The organism is Amycolatopsis sp. NPDC005003, from assembly GCF_053600695.1.
This window is the reverse complement of the sequence record NZ_JBSGAI010000040.1, coordinates 98,835-105,007: the sequence shown is the minus strand read 5'-3', so window position 1 is coordinate 105,007 and position 6,173 is coordinate 98,835. Positions and strand designations below refer to the sequence as shown.

6 protein-coding genes are annotated in these 6,173 nt (G+C 72.3%); all 6 read right to left on the bottom strand.

Translation table 11 applies throughout. The annotated features are described in order from the left end of the window. Positions 1-68: 68 nt before the first annotated feature. Positions 69-1,994, bottom strand: coding sequence for a peptidoglycan D,D-transpeptidase FtsI family protein (locus ACWED2_RS36285; RefSeq protein WP_449695035.1), 1,926 nt, complete (start codon positions 1,992-1,994; stop codon positions 69-71). Further along, positions 1,994-2,719 carry a hypothetical protein gene (locus ACWED2_RS36280; RefSeq protein WP_449695034.1) on the bottom strand — a complete coding sequence of 242 codons (726 nt, stop codon included), beginning with the start codon at positions 2,717-2,719 and terminating at the stop codon, positions 1,994-1,996. Before ACWED2_RS36280 ends, ACWED2_RS36285 begins: the two co-directional genes overlap by 1 nt. Continuing rightward, complete coding sequence (rsmH, locus tag ACWED2_RS36275; protein ID WP_449695033.1) at positions 2,716-3,669, bottom strand: 16S rRNA (cytosine(1402)-N(4))-methyltransferase RsmH; 954 nt, start codon at positions 3,667-3,669, stop codon at positions 2,716-2,718. Before rsmH ends, ACWED2_RS36280 begins: the two co-directional genes overlap by 4 nt. A gap of 213 nt (positions 3,670-3,882) precedes the next feature. Then, positions 3,883-4,314, bottom strand: a complete 432-nt coding sequence (mraZ, locus tag ACWED2_RS36270) for a division/cell wall cluster transcriptional repressor MraZ (protein ID WP_093947669.1) — start codon at positions 4,312-4,314, stop codon at positions 3,883-3,885. 570 nt (positions 4,315-4,884) lie between these two features. After that, positions 4,885-5,610 (bottom strand): ESX secretion-associated protein EspG, encoded by a 726-nt coding sequence (locus ACWED2_RS36265; RefSeq protein ID WP_449695032.1) that lies wholly within the window; start codon positions 5,608-5,610, stop codon positions 4,885-4,887. Then, entirely contained in the window at positions 5,607-6,164 is a 558-nt protein-coding gene (locus ACWED2_RS36260) for a PPE domain-containing protein (protein WP_449695031.1), read from the bottom strand. The genes ACWED2_RS36265 and ACWED2_RS36260 overlap by 4 nt, the downstream gene beginning before the upstream one ends. Positions 6,165-6,173: the final 9 nt, after the last annotated feature.

Here is a 6,173-nt window from a genome sequence, read left to right as displayed (position 1 = left end):
CGTGAGTGGTAATTCGGGTTCTAACCCGAATTACCACTCACGACCAGGCGACCACCTACTGTGTCTGGCTACGGGGCGATGATGAGCGGGACCTCCGGCGAGGGGCCGTCGGACAACGGGATCTGGTACCGCTGCGTCACGTACGACGCGATGGTGTGGAACAGCGGCGCGGCGGAGTGCCCGACCGGCAGCGTCGTGTCCGGCGCGTCCAGCCGGATCCCGACGACGAACCGCGGGTGGTCGGCGGGCAGGATGCCGGCGAAGGTGATGTTGTACAGGTGGTCGCTGTAGGCCTTCGTCCGCGGGTCGACCTGCTGGCCGGTGCCCGTTTTCCCGGAGATCTGGTAGCCCTCGACCGCCGCCGTCGGCGCGGTGCCCTTCTGCAGGCCCTTGCCGTTCTGGGCGACCGCGCGCATCATGTCGCGCACCGTCTTGGCGGTCTGCGGGCTGACCACCTGGACCGTCTTCGGCGCCGGCTCGGGCACGGTCGTGCCGTCCGGGTTCACCTTGGCCTTGACGATCCGGGGTTCGACGCGCAGGCCGTCGTTCGCGATCGCCTGGTACATCCCCGCCATCTGCAGGACGGTCATCAACAGGCCCTGCCCGATCGGCAGGTTGCCGAAGGTGGTCGCCGACCACTGGCTGCGCGCGGGCACCACACCGGCGCTCTCACCGGGCAGGCCGACGCCGGTGCGCTGGCCGAGGCCGAACTTCTTGAGCAGCTCGGTGTAGCGCTCCTCGCCGATCTTCTGCGCCAGCAGCAGGGTGCCGATGTTGGACGACTTCGCGAACACGCCGGTGGTGGTGAACGTCTGGGTGCCGTGGTTCCAGGCGTCGTGCACGGTCTTGTCGGCGATCTGCAGCGCCCCGGGCACCTGCAGCGTCGACTCCGGCGTCGCGATGCCGTAGTCGATCGCCCCGGTCGCGGTGACGATCTTGTTGACCGACCCGGGTTCGAACGGCGTGGTGACCGCCGGGTTGGCCATGTCGTCGGTGGTCCAGGTGCTCTGGTCGTTGGGGTCGAACGTCGTGTTGTTGGCCAGCGCGTAGACCTCGCCGGTCTTGGCGTCCATCACGACCGCTTGCCCGCCCTTGGCGTGCGACTGCTGGACGTAGTCCGCCAGCTGCCGCTGCACCTCGTACTGCAGGTCGGAGTCGATGGTCAGCTCGAGGTCCGAGCCCGGGACGGCGGCCTGCAGGTCGCGCTCGGTGCCCGGGATGACGACGTTGTCGCTGCCGTTCTTCGTGTTGACCATCATCCGGCCCGGCGTCCCCGCCAGGTCGTTGTCGCGCAGCAGCTCGAGCCCGACGAGGCCGTGCAGGTTGTGCTTCGAGACGTCCGGGTCGTCGGACCGCCAGTTCGCGGCGCCCACGATGTTCGCCGCCAGGCTGCCGCCCGGGTACTCCCGCAGCGCGCGCTTTTCGACGCCGATCCACGCGAAGTGCTTGACGATGTCGGCGGCGACGGACGGCTCGACGTTGTTCACCAGGTAGGTGAAGGAGGCCTGCTTGTGGAACAGGTCGAGCAGCTGCTGCTCGTTGATCAGGTTCGGCAGCTTGCCCGCGATGTACTTCGCGGCCGCGGCGGTCTCGCTGTCGAACGTCTTCTGCGTGCCGGGGTTCTTCGCGGCGAAGTCGCTCATGCTCTTGCGCAGTGCCTTGAGGTTCACCGACAGCGTCCGCACCTCGACGCTGAACGCCAGCTTCGCGCCGTTGCGGTCCACAATGGACCCGCGCTGGGCGGGGATGTCGATGGTCTGGGTGCGCTGCCGCTCGGCCGCGGCGGAGAGCGCCGCGGCGTCGAACCACTGCACCTGCACCAGTTTCACGCCCGCGACGATCAGCACGGCGACCAGCAGCAGGCGCACGGCGGAGAACCGGCTGCGGTGCCCGCCGTTCCCCCGTCGCGCGGCCGCGCTGCGGGTGCCGGCGGCGTACGTCCGCCGCGCGCTGCCCGCGGCGCGGGCCCGGGCCTGACCGCGGCCGGAAGCCATCACTGGCCGCCTCCCGGCTGGGCCGGGGGCTGCTCTTCGGCGGGCACGGCCGGCTGGTCGCCCTCGATCGGCGCGCCCTGCTGCGACTGCGTGCCCGCGGCGGGCGCGGCGGGCGGCGCGGCCGGCACCACCGGGGTGTCCGCCTTCGCCTTCTTGGGCTCGCCGACGAGCGAGGTCTTCCCGTCCGGGCCGACGACGATCCGCGCCGGGTCACCGCCCGGCACCATGCCCAGCTGCTGGGCGGAGGGGGCCAGCGAAGCCGGCGACTCGGCCTTGGCGACGTCGCGCTGCAGCTGCTCCTTCTGCTCGGCCAGGTTCGCGTTGGTGGTGCGCAGCTGCTCGAGCCGGTAGGAGTCGGCGATCGCCTGCGTGGTCAGCCACAGCGTGGTCGCCACGCCGGCGGCCAGCAGCGCCATCATCATCAGCACGAACGACGCGCGCGACTTCGGCAGCAGCGCCTTCAGCTCGAACTTCGGCTTCTCGGCCTGCTCGGCGGGCCGGGCCTTCGGCTCCGGGCGCGCCTCGCGCTCCTTCAGCAGGTCGGCGCGCTGGGCGCGGCGGGCGTAGGCGCGCTCGGCCGCGGACGTGCGGCCGCGCGACCCGCGCCGGGGCGGGGCCTGCGTCGGCTGCTGGTCCGGCTCGACGGTCGTCGAGGTGCGGGCGGCCTCGGTGCGGCCCCGCGTCGCCGACGCGGCCCGGCGGCGGGACTTCGCGGGAGCGGTCATCGCGGCTCTCCGATCCTCTCTGCGGCCCGCAGCCGCACCGAGGCGGCGCGCGGGTTCCGTTCGATCTCCTCTTCGCCGGCCTTCTCGGCGCCGCGCGTCAGGAGCTTCAGCTCCGGTCCGTGTCCCGGCAGCTCCACCGGGAGCCCCTCCGGGGTGCGGGACTTCGCGAGTTCGGCCAGGGCTTGCTTGACCAGCCGGTCCTCCAGGGACTGGTACGACTCGACGACGATCCGGCCCCCCACGGCGAGCGCGCCCAGCGCCGCCGGCATGGCGCGGCGGAGGACCTCCAGCTCGCCGTTGACCTCGATCCGCAGCGCCTGGAACGTGCGCTTGGCCGGGTGCCCGCCGGTGCGGCGGGTGGCGGCGGGGACGGCGTCGTAGAGCAGTTCGACCAGCCGCCCGCTGTTGGTGAACGGTTCCTGTTCGCGGGCTTTGACGATGCTCTTGACGATCCGCTGCGCGAACCGTTCCTCGCCGTAGTCCCGCAGGATGCGGACGAGCTCGCCGGGCGCGTAGGTGTTGAGCACGTCGGCGGCCGTGAACCCGGTCGTCGGGTCCATCCGCATGTCGAGCGGCGAATCCTTGGCGTAGGCGAACCCCCGCTCGGCGCGGTCCAGCTGCATCGACGAGACGCCGAGGTCGAACAGGATGCCGTCGGCCTTGGCGATCTTCAGCCCTTCGAGGGCTTCCGGGAGCCCGTCGTACACGGTGTGCACGAAGTCGACGCGGTCGCCGTGGCGGGCCAGCCGTTCCGCGGACTTCTCGAGCGCGGCGGGGTCGCGGTCCAGCGCGACGAGCCGCAGCCGCGGGAAGGTCTCCAGGAGGGCGTCGGAATGCCCGCCGAGGCCGACCGTGGCGTCCACGAGGACGCCGTCGCGGTCGGCGAACACGGGAGCGAACAGCTCGACTATCCGGTCGAGCAGCACCGGGACGTGCTCGGGTGCCGTCATCGTTCCCTCCCCCTCTCTTGCCTGATCGGCCCGGGGGAAATATGGCGGATGCCGTCAGGTCCCTGTCCGCCCGCTGCTGACCTGGTACCGGGGAAGGTGCACCAGGGCCATTGAGCGGACAGAGGCCTCACGGCATCCGGGTGGGCTTCTCCCCGTCGCGCGGGCGGCGAACCTCTCGTCCCCCGACGACGAAGGTGCACCGCGACCGCACGCCTAGAAGACGCCCGGCAGTACTTCCTCTCGAGCCTTCGCGTAGCTGTCTTCGTGCTCCTCCAGGTACGCCTGCCACGCTTGGGCGTCCCAGATCTCCAGCCTGGTGATCGCCCCGATCACCACGCACTCCTTGCTGAGCCCCGCGTAGCGGCGGAGCTCGGGCGCGATGGTGATGCGCCCCTGGCCGTCAGGACGTTGCTCGTCCGTGCCGGCGAACAGGTAGCGCTGGTAGGCCCGAACCGCCTCGTTCGTGAACGGGGCCTCGGCGACCTTGCGCGCCATCTGCTCGAACTCGGCGCGGGGGAAGACGAAGAGGCAGTGGTCCTGCCCCTTGGTAAGCATCAGCCCACCCGCCAAGGCGTCACGGAACTTCGCGGGCAGCGCGAGCCGCCCTTTGTCGTCCAGCTTCGGGGTGTGGGTGCCGAGGAACACGGCCTCCACCTCCCTACCGTCTCCGGCGGCGAACCACCTCGGACGGCCACGGGGCCTCCCTTCCGCCCCACTGGCCACCACCGTACCCCACTTTTCACCACAGTCAACGCGACAAAAGCACGGACCACTCCGTCGTGTGTTCCGTTTGCGCAGGTCAGCAAGGTGGGGGCCGGTGGGGGCCGTGGTGGGGGACGGTGGCCAAGATCCCCCGCACCGGGGGCCGGAGCAACCTCAGCTGTTCCCCATGCGTCCGCATAACGGCCGCGAAAGAACCCACCACCCGCCCAGTGGGGCCGAGTGGGGACACCGGTGGGTCAAGGTGGGGAACCCGGGTGGGCCCCCGTGGGGTACCTCGCGTGACCAGCGAGGCATCACCCGTGACGGAGGAGGCATCACCCGTGATCAGCGAGGCATCACCCGTGATCAGCGGGGCATCATGCGTGATCAGCGGGGCATTACCCGACCAGCCGTGTCGGCCCCCGAATCACGCGAGCCGACCTCCCGATCACGCGTGATGCCTCCCCGATCACACGTGATGCCCTTCCGGACACGGGTGATGCCCCTCCGGGCTCAGTCTTCGGGGGTGAGGAGGGCGGTGACGCGGGCCGCGAGGCGGGTGCTGTCGACCGGGCTGACCGTCACCCACTCCGCCCCACCCCGGCCCGGGGTCTTCGTCGCGCAGTAGGCCCCGACGTCGGTGTCGAACCACGTCAGGCCACCCACCCGCGCCACCCGCCCGGACGCCGACCGGCGGCGCACGCTGAACTGCCCCGCCGCGTACACCGGCCGCGCCTGGATCGCCCGGACCTCCTCGAGCTGCGCCGACGCCGTCCCCGACCCGACGTCCGAAGCGAGCGTCGAAGCCGGGAGGCTGATGCCGTAGCCGGGCCCGGCCGACAGCTCCGGCAGCACGTCGACGATCGCCGAGCCGAGCTCGCCCTCGTGGATCGAATCCAGACCGATCGTCTGCTCGGGCTGGGTCGCCAGGACGCCGCGGCGGCCGCGGGCCGCGGTCACCGCGCGGAACGGCGTCGCCGACGTCATGTCCGCCAGCGCCTCGCACGCGACGAACACGTCCCCCTCCGCGAGCAGCTCCAGCCGCGCGGCCAGTGCCGGCTCCAGCCGGGACCCGTCGTAGAGACCCCGCGAGGCCAGGTTGTCGTAGACGGCCTTCCGCACCTCGGCGCGCTCGGCGTCGGTCACGCCGACGCTGCGGACGCTCAGCGGTTCGGGCGGCCGGTCGTGGCCGAGGTCGGTCCAGAGGATGTCGAACGCCGACGCCGAAACCCGGATCAAGCCCGCCCCAGCGCCGGCGGGGCGGGGAACGTCTCGGCGGGCACGTGGCCGCGCAGCGCGGTGTCCCGCGTCCGGAGGACGTCGATCGCCTTCTGCCGCGCGGCCTCCGCCTCGGCGCGCCGCGCCGCCATCTCCCCGGCCAGCCCGGCCAGGACGAGCACGTTCCCGCTGGACGCCGCGTCGCGGATCATCGACGCCGGGTCGTAGGTCACCGGCGGCGGCATGTCGGCCCGGGCCCGCGCGGCCACCTCGGCCTGCGCGCCGACCGCCCGGCCGACCGACGCCGAGACGGCGGCCGAGTGCGCGAGCCACTGCGCGGCCCGGCCCAGCGCCGCGCGCGCCGCGTCCCCGGCCTGGCCCCGCCAGTGTTCGTCCGAGGAGGCGACCAGCGCGGCGACGTCGGCGGTGGACTCCTGCAGCCGTTTCGCCAGCCCGTCCCAGCGCGCGCCCGCTTCGCCGGCGGCGACCGGGTCGTTGCCGCGCTCGACCTCGGCGGCCATCGCCTCGTGGCTGTACGCCTCGTACCGCGCGGTGGCGACGGGGGGTTCGGGCACGGCGCACCT